A 17,499-nucleotide genomic window follows, 5' to 3' on the forward strand; every position below is an offset into this window, starting at 1 on the left:
TCACTGACCCGGTAAAAATGGCATTTACGTGCATGCCTATGCGGCATACGGTTAACGCGGTTTTTTTTCTTCCTTGAATGTTTTCGCAAAAGCGCAGGGGATTGTCAAAGCAAAACATCGTTTTTTAGTACAACATGCCGGATATTCATTACGGCAGGGTATTAATCCTCATTTTATTGCCTTAGAAACGACCGCTTTTATCGAGAAAGCGTGAGGTTATCGCGCGCTATTCATCGTCCATGGCTATTACACAGATTGATATCAAAATTGCTGCGCTCTTTTTTTACGGCAACAAATTCCCTACAATCCAGCCAAATGTCTGCCAACAACAATGGGGATCTCATGGGCACGGCCAAACACAGTAAGCTGCTAATCCTTGGTTCTGGACCTGCGGGATATACCGCAGCGGTCTATGCTGCACGCGCTAACCTGCACCCGGTACTCATTACCGGTATGGAAAAAGGCGGTCAGCTGACCACCACCACCGAAGTGGAAAACTGGCCAGGGGACCCGAACGACCTGACCGGGCCGCTGCTGATGGAACGTATGCACGAGCATGCCGCTAAATTCGAAACCGAAATTTTGTTCGACCACATCAATAAGGTCGATCTTCAGAACCGTCCGTTCCGCCTGACGGGCGACAGCGGCGAATACACCTGCGACGCGCTGATCATCGCCACGGGTGCTTCTGCCCGTTACCTCGGTCTGCCATCCGAAGAAGCGTTCAAAGGCCGCGGCGTCTCTGCCTGCGCAACCTGCGACGGTTTCTTCTACCGTAATCAGAAAGTCGCGGTCATCGGCGGCGGCAACACCGCAGTGGAAGAAGCGCTCTATCTGGCAAACATTGCCTCTGAGGTGCACCTGATCCACCGTCGCGAAACCTTCCGCGCGGAGAAGATCCTGATCAAACGTCTGATGGATAAAGTAGCAAGTGGCAACATCGTGCTGCATACCAACCGTACCCTGGAAGAGGTGACGGGAGACCAGATGGGCGTTGCCGGTCTGCGTATCCGTGATACCCAGAACACTGATAACGTTGAAACGCTGGAAGTGGCGGGCCTGTTTGTGGCGATCGGTCACAGTCCGAACACCGCGATTTTCGACGGTCAGCTGGAGTTGGAAAACGGCTACATCAAAGTGCAGTCCGGCATTCACGGTAATGCGACCCAGACCAGCATCCCGGGTGTGTTCGCGGCCGGCGACGTGATGGACCATATTTATCGTCAGGCGATTACTTCTGCGGGCACCGGCTGTATGGCCGCGCTGGACGCTGAACGCTACCTCGATGGACTGGCTGAACAAGGTAAATAATCTTTACAAGTCAGTAACAAACGTAAATAAAGGCGGCGATAAGTCGCCTTTATTGTCTCCCCGTTGTAACATTGCGCTGCCCAACTTCTAATAACGTCACCTGCAAAGTACGCAATGGAAAAAACCCGTCAACAAGAGTTAACACGCTGGCTGAAACAGCAAAGCGTTATTTCCCGCCGCTGGCTTACGATTTCCCGCCTTTTGGGGTTCGTTAGCGGTCTGTTGATTGTTGCCCAGGCATGGCTGCTGGCCCGCATTCTAAATCACATGATCATGGAGAACATCCCGCGCGAAGCGCTCCTGCTGCCCTTTATTGTCCTGATCCTGATTTTTGTTCTGCGCGCCTGGGTGGTATGGCTGCGTGAGCGCGTCGGTTTTCACGCCGGACAGCACATCCGTTACGAGATCCGCCGTCAGGTGCTCGATCGTCTTCAGGAAGCCGGGCCCGCCTGGATCCAGGGTAAACCGGCCGGTAGCTGGGCGACGCTGATCCTTGAGCAGATTGACGATATGCACGACTATTACGCGCGCTATCTGCCGCAGATGGCCCTTGCCGTCTTCGTTCCGCTGCTGATCGTTATCGCTATCTTCCCGGTGAACTGGATGGCGGCGCTGATTCTGATGGGAACCGCCCCGCTGATCCCACTGTTTATGGCGCTGGTCGGGATGGGGGCAGCGGATGCCAACCGCCGTAACTTCCTGGCATTGGGTCGCCTGAGTGGCCATTTCCTCGATCGTCTTCGCGGCATGGAGACATTGCGCATTTTTGGCCGCGGTGAAGCGGAAACCGAAAATATTCGCAAGGCGTCACAGGACTTCCGTCAGCGCACCATGGAAGTCTTACGCCTCGCCTTCTTATCTTCCGGCGTACTGGAATTCTTTACCTCTCTGTCGATTGCCCTCGTGGCGGTCTACTTCGGCTTCTCCTACCTTGGCGCGCTGGATTTTGGCCATTACGGCACGGCGGTGACCCTTTCTGCCGGTTTCCTGGCGCTGATACTGGCGCCGGAATTTTTCCAGCCGCTTCGCGATCTGGGAACCTTCTATCACGCCAAAGCGCAGGCGGTTGGCGCCGCCGATAGCCTGAAAACGTTTCTGGAAACGCCGCTGGCCCACCCGGAGCGGGGTGACGTAACGCTGAATGCTAAAGATCCGGTGACGATTGAAGCGCAGGACTTTTCCATTCTGTCGCCCGAAGGCAAAGTCCTCGCCGGTCCGCTGAACTTTACCTTACCTGCCGGACAACGCGTGGTGCTCGTCGGCACCAGCGGTTCCGGGAAAAGCTCTCTACTGAACGCGCTATCCGGTTTTATGGCCTACACGGGTTCACTGCGGATCAACAAAACCGAACTGCGCAACCTCGAGCCTGACGCCTGGCGTAAACAGCTCAGTTGGGTAGGACAAAACCCGCAGCTCCCGGCTTCTACGCTGCGTGAAAACGTGCTTCTGGCGCGCCCGGACGCGCGTGAAGATGAGCTGCAATCGGTTCTCGACCGCGCCTGGGTCAGCGAATTTCTGCCGCTGCTGCCGAAAGGGGTGGATACCGTGGTCGGCGATCAGTCCGCCGGGCTGTCGGTCGGGCAGGCGCAGCGCGTGGCCGTTGCCCGAGCGCTGCTTAACCCATGCCAGCTGATGCTGCTGGACGAGCCCGCAGCAAGCCTGGATGCCCACAGCGAGCAGCGCGTAATGGAGGCCCTGAACGCTGCCTCCCGGCAGCAAACCACGCTGATGGTTACCCACCAGCTGGAAGGCATTGCCGACTGGGACCAGATCTGGGTCATGGAGAACGGTCGTATTGTTGAGCAAGGCGATTACGCCTCTCTCGTTGCAGCCCAGGGACCATTTGCCGCTCTGCTGGCGAACCGTCAGGAGGATATCTGATGCGCGCTCTGCTGCCTTATCTTGCGCTCTATAAACGCCATAAATGGATGCTGACGCTGGGGATTGTGCTGGCGATTGTCACGCTGCTCGCCAGCATTGGCCTGCTCACGCTTTCTGGCTGGTTTCTGTCGGCCTCGGCCGTCGCGGGGTTCGCCGGATTATACAGCTTCAACTATATGCTTCCGGCGGCCGGGGTTCGCGGTACCGCCATCACCCGTACTGCCGGACGCTATTTCGAACGCCTGGTGAGCCACGACGCCACCTTCCGCGTGCTGCAGCACCTGCGTATCTACACCTTCAGCAAACTGCTGCCCCTCTCCCCTGCCGGGCTGGCGCGTTTTCGTCAGGGCGAGTTGCTTAACCGCGTGGTGGCGGATGTCGACACGCTGGATCACCTTTATCTGCGCGTAATTTCCCCTATCGTGGGCGCGTTTGTGGTGATTCTGGTGGTCACGCTGGGGCTGTCTGTTCTGGATGTTCCCGTTGCGCTGACGCTGGGCGGGATAATGCTGTTAACGCTTATCGTTCTGCCGCCGCTGTTTTACCGCGCCGGGAAATCCACCGGGGAAAACCTGACTCGTCTGCGTGGGGACTATCGACAGCAGCTGACCTCCTGGCTTCAGGGCCAGGCAGAGCTGACCATTTTTGGTGCCAGCAAGTGCTACCGCGCCCGCATGGAAAGTACGGAGCTAAACTGGCATGAAGCCCAGCGCCGCCAGTCGGAACTGACGGCCTTTTCTCAGGCGCTAATGATGCTAATCGGCGGTGTGGCGGTGATTGCCATGCTGTGGCTGGCTTCCGGCGATATCGGGGGAAATACACAGCCGGGTCCTCTTATTGCCCTTTTCGTTTTCTGTGCGCTGGCCGCATTTGAAGCGCTGGCCCCGGTGACGGGCGCCTTCCAGCACCTGGGTCAGGTTATCGCCTCTGCCCTGCGCATCACCCAGATTGCCGAGCAGGAGCCTGAAGTCACGTTCAGTGCCGGACAGACCGCGGTACCAGAGCAGGTTGCGCTGACGCTTGACGATGTCACCTTCAGCTATGACAAACAGGCACAGAACGCGCTGGAGGGTATCACCCTTTCTGTTAATGCCGGACAGCGGATTGCGATCCTCGGCCGTACCGGCTGCGGTAAATCGACGCTGCTGCAGCTGCTGACCCGCGCCTGGGATCCGCAGCGCGGTCAGATTCGTTTTAATAACACGTCGCTGATCGATTTTAGCGAGCAAGCCCTGCGCAAAACCGTCAGCGTCGTTCCGCAGCGCGTGCATTTGTTTAGCGCCACACTGCGCGATAACCTGCTGCTGGCAGCCCCAGAGGCCACTGATGATACGCTTCGCGCCGTGCTGGAACAGGTCGGGCTGCATAAGCTACTTGAGGACGATGGATTGAACAGCTGGCTGGGTGAAGGCGGCCGTCAGCTTTCCGGCGGTGAGCTGCGCCGCCTGGCGATTGCGCGCGCGCTGCTGCACGATGCTCCGCTGATGCTGCTTGACGAGCCCACCGAAGGGCTGGACGCCACGACCGAGAGTCAAATCCTTGATTTGCTGGCCAATGTCATGACCGGTAAAACCGTCCTGATGGTCACGCACCGCCTGCGCGGACTGGCGAGTTTTGATCGGATAATTGTGATGGACAACGGACACATTATTGAGCAAGGTAGTCACGCAGAGCTGTTGGCGAAACAGGGTCGCTACTACCAGTTTAAACAGCGTCTGTAGACTATATTTGTAGCGTCCTCACTCGCGTACTGGAGTTTTGCTGTCATGCGCCTGGTCCAGCTTTCTCGTCATAACATCGCGTTCCCTTCTCCGGAAGGGGCGCTGCGTGAGCCCAATGGGCTGCTGGCCCTTGGCGGTGACCTCAGTCCTGCTCGACTATTGATGGCATACCAGCGCGGTATCTTCCCCTGGTTTTCTCCCGGCGATCCGATTTTATGGTGGTCTCCCGATCCGCGCGCCGTGCTGTGGCCAGATCAGTTTCACCTGAGCCGCAGCATGAAGCGTTTCCATGCAAAATCACCGTACCGCGTCACCCTTAATCACGCCTTTGGTCAGGTCATTGAAGGCTGTGCCGAAGACCGCTTTGAGGGAACATGGATAACCCGAGATATTATTACCGCCTACCACCAGCTTCATGAGCTTGGCTACGCCCACTCAATCGAGGTGTGGGACGGCGGAGCACTCGTCGGCGGCATGTATGGCGTGGCGCAGGGTACGCTGTTTTGCGGCGAGTCGATGTTCTCCCGCGCGGTTAACGCCTCGAAAACGGCGCTGCTGGTCTTCTGCCAGGCATTTGCCCAGCGCGGCGGACGCCTGATCGATTGTCAGGTGCTCAACGAGCACACGGCCTCTCTCGGTGCCGTTGAGATCCCGCGACGCCAGTACATTGAGCATCTGGATGCCAGCCGTCAGGAGAAGCTCCCCCGCGACTTCTGGATACCGAGAACGCTCTTTATGCCCAATGCCTAAATGTTTTCCGCATATTTTTTGTGAGGGTGTTATAATTATGCCGCAGAGTAGCTTCTGCCTGTTGCCCCGCCGCCGTTTGGGACCCTCGCTTCAGATAACGTTCTGACGTTTATCCTGTTGTCTCCCCTTTACGAATGCGTTTCCTGTTCGGTTGTACCGTGACGCTTGGGCAATGCGCCGAAACTGTTTTGCTGCGTTTTAATCGCGCAATTCTTTACTTAATTGATGAATTTCGGCATTATCTTGCCGGTTCAAAACTTGGTAGTGATACCCCAGAGGATTAGATGGCCAAAGAAGACAATATTGAAATGCAGGGTACCGTACTTGATACGTTGCCTAATACCATGTTTCGCGTAGAGCTGGAAAACGGTCACGTGGTAACTGCGCACATCTCCGGTAAAATGCGCAAAAACTACATCCGCATTTTGACGGGCGACAAAGTGACTGTTGAACTGACCCCGTACGACCTGAGCAAAGGCCGCATTGTCTTCCGTAGTCGCTAATTGTTTTCGCCTGTAATGGCAGATGAATATTAAATAAGGCCGGGATTTTCCCGGCCTTACTTTTTTGTGCTGCAGGCGATTATTTGAGCATTCGATTCTGCCTCAGGGCTGTCTGTTCGACAGCAATGCCAGCCACTGAAAGTGACCGACATTAGCAGCCGCAATGTCCTTTAATGGCTGTGTCTCGCTATGCTTTCAGCCGTTTGCCACCTGGTAACCTATATTTATCAAAGCATCAAGCTCGTCTTTCGCAAACAACCTTGCCCGATAGCACTCGCCTGGGAACTCGGGATAGCCATCCAGAGTACAAATCAGATCGTAGATTGTGGCAATAATATGGCCTGTCGCATCACTGATAAAGAAAGAGCGAGCGTGGTTGGTGTAGATACCATAGTAGTCACCATAATCGATTGCAGCCCCCATAAAATCAGTGATTTGAGGAACGCGAGAGGAAGGTAACTGGATAATGCTACCTGTCTGAGTTGCTGTTTTGGCAACCAGATCAACAGCATAGAACATGACCCTTGCAGGATCGGTTTTGTAAACATCAGCCGTTGGATCAAGAGTAATATCACGAGTAACCGCGTTTCCTTCATTATCAACGCAGGAGCGATTATCAAATAGCGAAAGAACGAATTTGCCTTCGGCCTCATTGTTTAACCCAGCAAAAGCGCTATTTTTAGTGACGAATACGGTATGAGCACCATTTTCAAAATTCGTAATACCGGAAGTTTCTATCTGCGTAACGCCCTGCCCCGCTGCGAAACCAGGGTTAAATCCACCGGTATTAATACTCCATAATATCGTACCATCGGCAGGAGAAATACCAAACGTCAGGCCTGCAGAGCGAGTATGGACAACAATCGCTTCAGAGTTTGCTTCACCCTCGGGGATCCAGGAAAGCGAGTTAAGGTGAGCATCGTTTGTAGGGCTATTATTCAGGATCTGCGTATTATCGAATGCACGCGTATAATTTTTTGCCCACAGCATCATGCCTGTCTTTTCATCAAATTTTAAAATTGATGCATCCTGCCTCATCGTATTGGTCGAACGATCCGGGTTATCATTACCAATCATGAAGAGATTACCGGCTGAATCCCAGATCAGATCGTGGGTATTAGCATAGCGGTTGCCATCGCGGTCACGTAAATCAAATTCCAGAATCTCATTGCCTAAAATATCAATTTTAAAAAAACGTCGGCCATACCAGTGTTCATCTTCATCACTGCCGATATAGAAATAACCATTATGCGTTTTTAGCATCTGATTACGATAGGGCTGAGCATAATAGCAACGAAGATCGCCATTTTGGTCGTAACCATCACAATTGGTGGTCATTAACCAACTGTTTCCCCATACGGCCGCAAACTTAGTGGGATCCGTTTGCTCAATATCGATATGGAATATTGTCGCATCGCGATAGACTTGTTCCTGTGTGCTTACCTGAATGGTTTGATTAAAAATTTCCACTCCGCTAAGGTTTTTAAAAACAACCTGCACTTGATTAAGATAGTTTGCGTACAGTCCAATAACCGGAATTTTTATCTCAGATAGAGAGATAATGTCATTTGATGAATACGTAAAATCTAAACTTGATGCGCTAGTTAATCTTCCAAGAACTGTATAGGAATATGTTACCGCTTCATCAATTATAAACTTCAGATATACTGCAAGCTGGTTATTTGCAGGCGCGAGATCCATTCCAAGATAGGTAATTGCCATGTTGTTCACCTGTTATTAAGTATTACTGTTCAACTTCTTTTACACGCATTTCTTTCACCTGTTGGGGAATGATCTTATTTCCTTTTACCAGATAATCAATAACCGCATCAGAAAGGTTATACCCACCTTTTACCTGTTTGTTCTGACCATCGATAAATGCGGTAAAACCATCGCCCCCAGGAGCAAGGAAACTATTTGTCGCTACGCGATAGGTATCAGTATCTACAATCGGCTTGCCATTAAGCGTAAATAGCACAACGCGGTGTCCAGCAGGTTTATGTTGGTCGTATCGCATTTCCAGTCCTTTCGACATCTGCAAAACACCATTTGTAAGTGACGCACCGTGTTCCATAAGATTGCGTAAGGATTTCCCTTTCAAATCCATGACAGTTAGCTCATTTGGAAACGGAAAAGCGCTGATAACATCGCCAAGGGTTATCGGACCGGCATTCAAGTCTGCGCGAAGACCACCTGAATTAGTGAGCGCCAGCTGCGCATCAGGCGCTGCAGCAAGCATTGCATCGGTAAATAAATTTCCAAGTGAAGATGACTCACCATAGGCGCGCGTAAGCGTAACAGGAGTCTCACCAACTTTTTGGCGAACCGTTTCGGACAGTTTTTTATTCCAGGTATCAATAACGCTCTGAGTTGCCGGATCGGGTTTCCATTCATCGGCATACAGGGTTTTAAGTTCGAAGCTTTTTATTTTATGGTGATGCGTTTTTAGATCCACATCGAGAACCAGCTTACCGATATCAATCCCCCCACTGTCAGTCGAAAGTACCAACGTGTTGCCTACTTTGAGCGGCTCCACTGTTCCAACATGCGCATGTCCGGTAATCAGAATATCCAAACCCTTCACCTGCTTCGCCGTCTGAATATCCTTATCAAGGGCGCGCTTCACGTCTGCATTGCCGATACTGGACTGGCGTGCAGGGAAACCTTCATGCATAAGTGCAACGGTAATATCCACTTTTCCACGGAGTTCATCCAGATAATGCTGGAGATATTTCACCTCGTCACGCGCTTCAATCCCCTGACGCATTGACGAAGAAACGGTATCATCGAATGCAAACACGCCGTGCAACCCAATAACCCCAATTTTAATGCCATCCTTTTCGATGATGGTATAAGGGTTATTCCAGAAGAGGACATTACTGTTTTTATAAAAGACGTTCCCTAACAGTATCGGGAATTTAGCCTGACTGAGCTGTATAAGGGTATTATCCCAACCATGATCGAACTCATGATTGCCGATAGACGCAGCATCAAATGACATTGTATTCATAATATCTATGATTGCCTTCCCTTTTGTCAGGCTACTGATATACGGGCCGGTAAAATAATCCCCAGCATCGAAATAAAAAGTAGCCTTATTGTTTTTCTTTTCTTGCTTAACGTATGTTGCAATATTTGCAAAGCCACCCACAGCTCTTTTTCCCTCTGCAACATAGGGGAGTTTATAAGGCTCAACATGGGCATGCAGATCATTAGTATAAATGACGGTAACGTCCTGCGCTGGACTTAGCGAAGCATATCCCGACAATAATAAAACTGCGATTACTGTTTTTTTCATATTTCAACTCTCTAATTAAAAGAAGAGTTTCATTATCGATTAGCAAAAAACAGATTTTGTGAACTTTCTCACGGCATATAAAAAAGAGAGGCGTGAAAATCATCGACTCACAGAATCAGTTGGTGATATGCATGGAATGCGCTCCAAAAATAGACCTGAATGTTTGTAAAAGCTGGTCATGCCCTAATCTTGGAATACCCGATGCGAGTGATTATGTTGTTCCTGTTTATCGTCTCGGCTACGCTGCTCTTGAATGTCAAAAATGTGGCAGCCTTCCGCCCTTGTTTAATAAAAAAGAATGTGACGAGTGGTTCAGACACTTCATGCAACAAAAATTGGGAAATACAGGACAAGGTTGTCCTCGCTGTTTTACAACTCGCATCATTCACTATGGATACACAAAAGCCAGAACCCCACGCCTTCAATGTTGTACCTGCCGCTATGTGTTTACTCCACACTATGACAATGCTCAATGCCAGGATAAAAATATCGCCCTTCTTTCCCGGCTCGAACAAGGGGTGCACTCTGGTGAAACGACAAATCAAAGGGTCCTTGCGCAAGCGGTTAACGGGTTCGAGCACGATCTGCATGTTTCATTCCCTGCGCTAACAAGGGTGTCAACGACCACAATAGTTCTACCGTTTCAGGGTCATTCTGCGAGGCAAAAACTGTATGTTGTGATCAGTGCCGATGCTGACTCCGGCAAAATTATTCAAATAACAACCAACTATTGCGACTGGAAGGCAGGCGATTCGTTGCTCTATAAAAGCTCACAGCCCAACCCTTCTGCGATATTACCGTCGAGCGATGTTGATCTTATTCGTGAGCAAGAGAAGCAATTTCTGACGCGGAGTCAGTTTGATGAAATTCAGTACGGTAGCGCCGAACTTAAGCGAAACGACCGGGGAAGCATAGTCCGTCCTGTCATAACCATACACAGTCATTTTCAGCGATTAAAACGACGATTCCCGGGTGTAACCGATCATTATCTCGCGCATGAGTGCGTCTTGCGTGGCGGTGCAATTACGGCCTGGTCAACAGAGGTTCGCCGCGGAAAAACCAATCTGTGGTTTGTGTCTGAAAAGCCTGAAAACGCCATGCTCTCTGAAAAGTCATTTTACCTGACTGGCAGCTGGAAAATGGGATGGTGGAAGAATGTATGGGAGCGCTGGGATAATGGCGAGAGATGCAAGATGATTGGCCTACTAACCGGACAGCAAAGTACAGCGGAACCTGCTTTGATTACGCTTGCACCCTGCACTGCATTTGGTGCCTGGCTGAAAGCCCATCCATGGTCATTACAGTGTCATAACTATGGGGCCCGGGTAGTAAGCCAGCATTTAGTGGGTCTTGGCTGTATTTATAACCAAAAATTGATTCTGTGAGCCCGTATTTTACGTCTTATAAACCGGCTCCAGGCAATAACACATGTTCAGGTGAGCACGTAAGATTGTCAATTCATACACTTACAGGATGCCAGTCCTGACACCTGATTTGCAGGTTCGCCTCCACTTTATTACTGTGGATTTATCCAGAATCCAACGTCGAACAAAAGTGGAAAGCGCCTCGCAAAATTCCTCTGCGGCCTGATGCCGTCATCCCGGCCCTCTCCCACTGTAAGAGGGAGAAAAGCAGGAACAAAAAAACCGGGCAAATGCCCGGTTTTTAACATTAGCCTTCAACTCACTCAGTGAGCCGCTTCCGGCTTGTGCTTCGCCGCACTCTGGAAATCGTACGTCAGTTCGTTCTTCGTCTGATCCAGCGCCACGGTCACCTGGCCGCCGTCCACCAACGAGCCAAACAGCAGCTCGTTCGCCAGCGGTTTCTTCAGGTTGTCCTGAATTACACGCGCCATTGGACGGGCGCCCATCGCACGGTCGTAGCCTTTCTCGGCCAGCCAGTTTCGGGCCTCCTGGCTCACTTCCAGCGACACGCCTTTCTGATCCAGCTGAACCTGCAGCTCGACGATGAACTTATCCACGACCTGATGGATCACCTCGGTAGACAGGTGATCGAACCAGATAATGTTGTCCAGACGGTTACGGAACTCCGGCGTGAAGATCTTCTTGATCTCCTCCATCGCATCGGTGCTGTTATCCTGGTGGATCAGGCCGATGGACTTACGCTCGGTTTCTCGCACCCCGGCGTTAGTGGTCATTACCAGCACCACGTTGCGGAAGTCAGCTTTGCGCCCGTTGTTGTCGGTCAGCGTCCCGTTGTCCATCACCTGCAGCAGGATGTTGAACACGTCCGGGTGCGCTTTCTCGATTTCATCGAGCAGCAGTACCGCGTGCGGGTGCTTGATCACCGCGTCGGTGAGCAGGCCGCCCTGGTCAAAGCCCACGTAGCCAGGAGGCGCACCAATCAAACGGCTGACGGTGTGACGCTCCATATACTCGGACATATCAAAGCGCAGCAGCTCAATGCCCAGCGCTTTGGAGAGCTGAACCGTTACCTCGGTTTTCCCCACGCCGGTCGGGCCGGCAAACAGGAAGGAACCAACAGGCTTGTGCTCATGCCCCAGCCCGGCACGGGCCATCTTGATCGCTTCGGTTAAGGCTTCAATGGCTTTATCCTGACCAAAGACCAGCATTTTCAGGCGATTACCGAGGGTGCGCAGCGTGTCGCGGTCGCTCTGAGAAACACTCTTCTCGGGGATACGCGCGATGCGGGCCACCACGGACTCAATATCCGCCACGTTAACGGTTTTCTTACGCTTGCTGGCCGGCATCAGGCGCGCACGCGCCCCGGCCTCATCAATCACATCAATCGCCTTATCCGGCAGATGACGGTCGTTGATGTATTTCACCGCCAGCTCCACCGCCGCACGTACCGCTTTCGCGGTGTAACGCACGTCGTGGTGCGCTTCGTACTTCGGCTTCAGGCCGTTGATGATCTGCACCGTTTCCTCGACGGACGGTTCGGTCACGTCGATTTTCTGGAAGCGGCGCGCCAGCGCACGGTCTTTCTCAAAGATGTTGCTGAACTCCTGGTAGGTCGTGGAGCCAATCACGCGGATCTTGCCGCTGGAGAGCAACGGTTTGATCAGGTTAGCCGCATCCACCTGGCCACCGGAGGCCGCACCTGCCCCGATGATGGTGTGAATTTCATCGATAAACAGGATGCTATTGGTGTCCTGCTCCAGCTGTTTCAACAGCGCCTTGAAGCGTTTTTCAAAATCACCGCGGTATTTCGTACCCGCCAGCAGCGAGCCGATATCCAGCGAGTAGATAGTGCAGTCGGCAATCACTTCCGGCACGTCGCCCTGGACAATGCGCCAGGCAAGCCCTTCGGCAATCGCGGTTTTACCCACGCCTGACTCCCCCACCAGCAGCGGGTTGTTCTTGCGGCGACGGCACAGCACCTGGATCGCGCGCTCCAGCTCTTTATCGCGACCAATCAGCGGGTCGATACCGCCAACGCGAGCAAGCTGGTTAAGGTTGGTGGTGAAGTTTTCCATACGATCCTCCCCGCCTGCTTGCTCTTCATTGTTATTGACCTGATTGCTGGAATCCGATGCCTGGTTAGGCTCGTCTTTGCGCGTTCCGTGAGAGATAAAGTTAACCACGTCGAGGCGGCTGACTTCGTGTTTGCGCAGCAGATAGGCAGCCTGTGACTCCTGCTCGCTGAAGATGGCGACCAAGACGTTTGCGCCAGTCACTTCGCTACGCCCGGAAGACTGGACGTGGAATACCGCGCGCTGCAGCACGCGCTGGAAGCTGAGCGTCGGCTGCGTGTCGCGCTCTTCTTCACTGGCTGGCAGCACCGGTGTGGTTTGTTCGATGAAGGCTTCGAGTTCCTGACGTAGCGCCACCAGATCCACGGAGCAGGCTTCCAGCGCTTCGCGGGCAGATGGGTTGCTAAGCAGTGCGAGCAGTAAATGCTCGACGGTCATAAACTCATGTCGGTGCTCACGCGCTCTGGCGAAAGCCATGTTTAAACTGAGTTCCAGTTCTTGATTGAGCATAGGCACCTCCCCCAATTTTATGCCTTATCAGGCCTTTTCCAGCGTACACAGCAACGGATGCTCGTTCTCCCTCGCATAGTCGTTCACCATCGCCACTTTGGTTTCCGCCACTTCGGCTGTGAAGATGCCGCAGATAGCTTTGCCACGATAATGAACGGTAAGCATCAGTTGCGTTGCACGTTCTACATCATAAGAAAAGAACTTTTGTAGCACGTCAATAACAAATTCCATCGGCGTGTAATCATCGTTCATTAACATAACTTTATACATAGATGGCGGTTTTAGCGCGTCGCGCACTTTGTCTTCCGCCAGCTGGTCAAAATCCAGCCAATCGTTGGTCTTACCCATTATGCATAACCACTTTGAATCTACCTCAGATGTTAGATAACAATCATCTATTACTGTCATCCGCGATGTCTGTCACAAACTGTTGCAATAGCGTTAACTGCTTCAAACTTTGGTTGATTATTGTCCCATCTCCAGCGCCAAACGCTTGACGACTTCTTTCGTTTCTCTAAATTGTACAAGCGTGAGATGGCGAGGTTTTGAACAGCCCCCACTCCACCACCGGTTCATTCCATCTTAACTTATAAGATTTACGAAGGATGTCGAAGCATGGAAATGGGTACTGTTAAGTGGTTCAACAACGCCAAAGGGTTTGGCTTCATCTGCCCCGAAGGCGGCGGCGAGGATATCTTCGCTCACTATTCCACCATTCAGATGGATGGTTACAGAACGCTCAAAGCCGGGCAGTCCGTCCGGTTCGATGTTCACCAGGGACCAAAAGGCAATCATGCCAGCCTTATCGTCCCCATTGAAGCTGAGACGGTTGCATAGCTCTCTGTTTTATTGTGTACATCCCGCAGTCAAAATGCCAGCCCGATCGGCTGGCATTTTTATTTTCGGGTTATTCCCGAGCCAGCGCGTCCACCGGATCCAGCCGCGCCGCGTTGCGGGCGGGCAACCAGCCAAACAAAATGCCGGTAAAGGTTGAACACAAGAATGCGGTAATAATGGCCACCGGCGAGAAGCCAATTTCCCAGCCGGGTAAAAAGAGCTGGAGCGCGAAGGCGATCATCATCGAGAGCGCAATCCCCATCGCACCGCCGACCAGACACACCAGCACGGCTTCAATCAAAAACTGCTGCAGCACGTCGCTGGCCCGGGCCCCGACCGCCATGCGGATGCCAATCTCCCGGGTACGTTCGGTTACCGACACCAGCATGATGTTCATCACCCCGATACCGCCGACGACCAGCGAAATCACCGCCACCAGCGTGAGGAACAGCTGAAGAGTACGTGTGGTCTTTTCCGCCGTTTTCAAGAGGCCGTCCATATTCCAGGTGAAGAAATCTTTCTTCCCGTGGCGCAGGGTTAACAGCCGCTCAAGCTGCTGTTCGGCCAGCGCGCTGTCGTAGCCCTCCTTCACGCGCACGGTGATGGAGTTGAGCCAGGACTGCCCCATAATCCGCCCGGAGATGGTGGTATAGGGCAGCCAGACGCGCAGGATCTTGCTGCTGCCAAACATCGACTGCTTCTCTTCCGCCACGCCGATAACCGTGGCAGGCATGTTGCCGACCAGGATCACTTCGCCCACCACGTTGGCTTTATTGGGGAAGAGCTGTCTGCGCGAATTCGCGTCCAGCACCACCACCTGCGCCCTGCCCGCCAGCTGCTCGGCGTTGAAGGTGGCGCCTTCGCTGAAGGTCATACCGTAGACGTTGAAGTAGTCTCCGCTCACGCCGTTCGCGCTGGCTGCCATGTCAACATTACCCACGCGCAGACGCAGGTTCTGCGACACCGCAGGCGTGGCGGAGTTGACCCATGGCTGCTTCTGAATGGCCGCCAGGTCGTCGTATTTCAGTGCCTGTTGATACTGCGGCTCGTCGTCGCCAAAGTCTTTGCCGGGATAGACGTCAATGGTATTGGTGCCAATAGCGCGGATATCTGCCAGCACCAGCTGCTTGGCCGCGTCGCCCACCACCACGATCGACACCACCGAGGCGATACCGATAATGATGCCGAGCATCGTCAGCAGGGTACGCATTTTGTTGGCCGCCATCGCCAGCCAGGCCATGGTCAGCGCTTCGCAAAAGCCGCTGGAGAACTGCCCCCAGCCGGTTGATGCCGGCAGCGCTTCTTTCGGCGCCGCAGCCCTGGGCTCACGCGGCGGCGGGTTGCTGACCAGCTCGCCGTCGCGGATCTCAATTATGCGCTCCGCCTGCGCCGCCACCTGCGGATCGTGGGTCACGATGATGACGGTGTGCCCCCGATCGCGAAGCTGGTGCAGGATCGCCATCACCTCTTCGCCGGAATGGCTGTCGAGCGCCCCGGTCGGCTCATCCGCGAGGATCACCTGCCCGCCGTTCATCAGGGCACGGGCAATACTCACGCGCTGCTGCTGGCCGCCGGACAGCTGCGAGGGCTGGTATTCCACCCGCTCCGCCAGCCCCAGACGCGTCAGCAGCATCTGCGCGCGTTCAAGTCGCTTTTTCCGCTCGACGCCCGCATACACCGCGGGCACTTCAACGTTCTGCGCCGCATTAAGATGAGAAAGCAGATGGTAACGCTGGAAGATAAAGCCGAAATGTTCCCGGCGCAGCTTCGCCAGCGCGTCGCCGTCCAGCGTGGAGACATCCGTTCCGGCCACGCGGTACGTGCCGCTGGTGGGTTTATCCAGACAGCCGAGAATGTTCATCAGCGTCGATTTACCGGAACCCGATGCCCCGACAATCGCCACCATCTCGCCCGCCTCCACGCGCAGGGAGATGCCCTTCAGCACCTCCACCGGGCCGTCGCCCGACGGATAGCTGCGACGAATGTCCTTCAGCTCAAGCAGCGCCGTCATTTGGCGGCTCCGGGCAGGCTTTCGCTGACAACAACCTCCTCGCCCTCTTCCAGTCCTTTCACCACCACCACGTCGGTGTCGTTGCGCGCGCCTATCACAACCTCACGCTCGCGCGTTTCGCCGTTGCGCAGCACTTTCACTTTATAACGGCTATCCCCGGCGGATTCGCCGAGCGCGGAGAGCGGAATGGTCAGCACGTTCTTCACGCCGGTCAGCTGGATATGCACCTGTGCGGTCATGTCCAGACGCAGCACGCCCTGCGGGTTTGGCACCTCAAAGCGGGCATAGTAAAAAATAGCGTCGTTAACTTTTTCCGGCGTCGGCAGAATGTCTTTCAGCACGCCTTCGTAGCGCGTCTGCGGATCGCCCAGCACCGTAAACCAGGCGTTCTGTCCCGGCTTAAGATGGATAACATCCGCCTCTGAAACCTGGGCTTTGACCAGCATAGTGCTCATGTCCGCCAGCGTCAGAATGTTTGGCGCCTGCTGCGCGGCAATCACCGTCTGGCCCTGCAGCGTAGTGATCTGGGTCACTTCACCCGCCATCGGCGCAACGATTTTGGTGTAGTCGAGGTTGGTTTTCGCCGTATCCAGCGAGGCCTGATTGCGCTTGATTTGCGCGTCAATCGTGCCAATCTGCGCCTGTTTCACCGCCAGTTCCGTGGTGGCCGTGTCTAAATCCTGCTTCGAAATCGCCTGGGTTTTGGCCAGCGCCTGCTGTCGGGTCAGCGTCACCTGCGCCAGGTTACGTTCTGCCAGCGCCTGCGCACGCTGCGCGCGCAGCTCCATCAGCGTGGCTTCCACCTCGCGGATCTGGTTCTCAGCCTGCTCAGGGTCGATAACGCCGAGCAGCTGGCCTTTTTTCACCTTATCGCCAATCTCAACCGACAGCGTTTTCAGCTGGCCGCTAACCTGCGCGCCGACGTCAACCTTGCGCAAAGCGTCAAGCTTGCCCGTCGCAAGGACGTTTTGCTGCAGTTCCCCCGGGCGAACAATCAGTGTCTGATACTGCGGCACCGGCGCATTCAGCACCTGCCATAGCCAGTACCCACCGGCTAAAACCACGACCGCCAGCAGCAGAAACAGCGTTCTGCGTTTTCCCTTGATATTCATAAATATTCCAAATAAATGTTCTGGCAATTATAAATGTTGATTCTATCTAAACGACTCCTCAACGAAACCCCTGTTCTCTGAAATCGCCCTAATTTGTTTACGAGACGT

At 53.6% G+C, this 17,499-nt stretch carries 13 protein-coding genes; 7 read left to right on the forward strand and 6 right to left on the reverse strand.

All coding sequences use genetic code 11. The features are described from left to right. Window positions 1-342 precede the first annotated feature (342 nt). The 5 genes from trxB to infA all read left to right on the forward strand — a co-directional run bounded on the left by trxB (window position 343) and on the right by infA (window position 6,166). Window positions 343-1,311, forward strand: coding sequence for a thioredoxin-disulfide reductase (gene trxB / locus USH94_RS06770; protein ID WP_032638969.1), 969 nt, complete (start codon window positions 343-345; stop codon window positions 1,309-1,311). Window positions 1,312-1,425: 114 nt separating this feature from the next. Then, window positions 1,426-3,192 carry a heme ABC transporter permease/ATP-binding protein CydD gene (gene cydD, locus USH94_RS06775; RefSeq protein ID WP_111963919.1) on the forward strand — a complete coding sequence of 589 codons (1,767 nt, stop codon included), beginning with the start codon at window positions 1,426-1,428 and terminating at the stop codon, window positions 3,190-3,192. Continuing rightward, window positions 3,192-4,913 (forward strand): heme ABC transporter ATP-binding protein/permease CydC, encoded by a 1,722-nt coding sequence (gene cydC, locus USH94_RS06780; RefSeq protein WP_111963918.1) that lies wholly within the window; start codon window positions 3,192-3,194, stop codon window positions 4,911-4,913. The genes cydD and cydC overlap by 1 nt, the downstream gene beginning before the upstream one ends. A 45-nt stretch (window positions 4,914-4,958) precedes the next feature. Next, complete coding sequence (gene aat, locus USH94_RS06785; protein WP_111963917.1) at window positions 4,959-5,663, forward strand: leucyl/phenylalanyl-tRNA--protein transferase; 705 nt, start codon at window positions 4,959-4,961, stop codon at window positions 5,661-5,663. Window positions 5,664-5,947: 284 nt separating this feature from the next. Further along, window positions 5,948-6,166, forward strand: coding sequence for a translation initiation factor IF-1 (infA, locus tag USH94_RS06790; protein ID WP_002211347.1), 219 nt, complete (start codon window positions 5,948-5,950; stop codon window positions 6,164-6,166). Window positions 6,167-6,361: 195 nt separating this feature from the next. Here infA and USH94_RS06795 read toward each other — a convergent pair whose 3' ends face one another. Together USH94_RS06795 and USH94_RS06800 are read right to left on the reverse strand one after the other, a co-directional pair. After that, the gene (locus USH94_RS06795) at window positions 6,362-7,888 is read right to left on the reverse strand and encodes an aryl-sulfate sulfotransferase (protein ID WP_111963916.1); all 1,527 of its coding nucleotides are present in this window, start codon (window positions 7,886-7,888) and stop codon (window positions 6,362-6,364) included. Between the two features lie 22 nt (window positions 7,889-7,910). Then, window positions 7,911-9,464 (reverse strand): bifunctional metallophosphatase/5'-nucleotidase, encoded by a 1,554-nt coding sequence (locus USH94_RS06800; RefSeq protein WP_111963915.1) that lies wholly within the window; start codon window positions 9,462-9,464, stop codon window positions 7,911-7,913. A gap of 92 nt (window positions 9,465-9,556) precedes the next feature. Here USH94_RS06800 and USH94_RS06805 point away from each other — a divergent pair, with 92 nt between their 5' ends. Then, window positions 9,557-10,849, forward strand: coding sequence for a hypothetical protein (locus USH94_RS06805; RefSeq protein WP_146749028.1), 1,293 nt, complete (start codon window positions 9,557-9,559; stop codon window positions 10,847-10,849). Window positions 10,850-11,151: 302 nt separating this feature from the next. Here the strand turns inward: USH94_RS06805 and clpA are convergent, their stop codons facing one another. Together clpA and clpS are read right to left on the reverse strand one after the other, a co-directional pair. Continuing rightward, entirely contained in the window at window positions 11,152-13,431 is a 2,280-nt protein-coding gene (clpA, locus tag USH94_RS06810) for an ATP-dependent Clp protease ATP-binding subunit ClpA (protein WP_111963912.1), read from the reverse strand. Between the two features lie 27 nt (window positions 13,432-13,458). Then, complete coding sequence (gene clpS, locus USH94_RS06815) at window positions 13,459-13,779, reverse strand: ATP-dependent Clp protease adapter ClpS (protein WP_006174393.1); 321 nt, start codon at window positions 13,777-13,779, stop codon at window positions 13,459-13,461. 267 nt (window positions 13,780-14,046) lie between these two features. Between clpS and cspD the strand changes: the two genes are divergently transcribed. Then, complete coding sequence (gene cspD / locus USH94_RS06820) at window positions 14,047-14,268, forward strand: cold shock-like protein CspD (RefSeq protein ID WP_008499993.1); 222 nt, start codon at window positions 14,047-14,049, stop codon at window positions 14,266-14,268. Between the two features lie 70 nt (window positions 14,269-14,338). Here cspD and macB read toward each other — a convergent pair whose 3' ends face one another. Further along, window positions 14,339-16,279: a macrolide ABC transporter ATP-binding protein/permease MacB gene (macB, locus tag USH94_RS06825; protein WP_111963911.1), complete on the reverse strand. Its 1,941-nt coding sequence runs from the start codon at window positions 16,277-16,279 to the stop codon at window positions 14,339-14,341. Next, entirely contained in the window at window positions 16,276-17,391 is a 1,116-nt protein-coding gene (gene macA / locus USH94_RS06830; RefSeq protein WP_111963910.1) for a macrolide transporter subunit MacA, read from the reverse strand. Before macA ends, macB begins: the two co-directional genes overlap by 4 nt. Window positions 17,392-17,499: the final 108 nt, after the last annotated feature.

The organism is Enterobacter sp. 148H3 (assembly GCF_034107425.1).
Lineage (GTDB): Bacteria > Pseudomonadota > Gammaproteobacteria > Enterobacterales > Enterobacteriaceae > Enterobacter > Enterobacter vonholyi.